1 protein-coding gene is annotated in these 230 nt (G+C 67.0%); it reads right to left on the reverse strand.

Annotated elements, in window-relative coordinates:
* Positions 1 to 230 (reverse strand): hypothetical protein (locus tag QRT08_RS18610; protein WP_286047487.1); only part of this gene is annotated, 230 nt, incomplete at both ends.

Below are 230 nucleotides of genomic sequence, written 5' to 3' on the forward strand. Positions count from 1 at the left end.
GCGACGAAGGCGATGGCCATCTCCCCGGCCCCCACCGAGGTGGAGGACAGCTTGATCCAGAGGGTCTTCAGCACCCGGGCGAACTCGGATTCGGGATGCGTGACCGCCGTGCTGTAGCGGCGCAGGTCGTCCCGGATCCGGCGGATCGAGAAATGCGCGAGGCATTCGAGGCCCGACGCCCGCTCGAGCTGCTGGTCCGACCAGACCTTCCGGTCGAAGATGAAGCTCAG

Origin of the sequence: Halalkalicoccus sp. NIPERK01 (assembly GCF_030287405.1) — an archaeon.
Taxonomy (GTDB): Archaea; Halobacteriota; Halobacteria; order Halobacteriales; family Halalkalicoccaceae; genus Halalkalicoccus.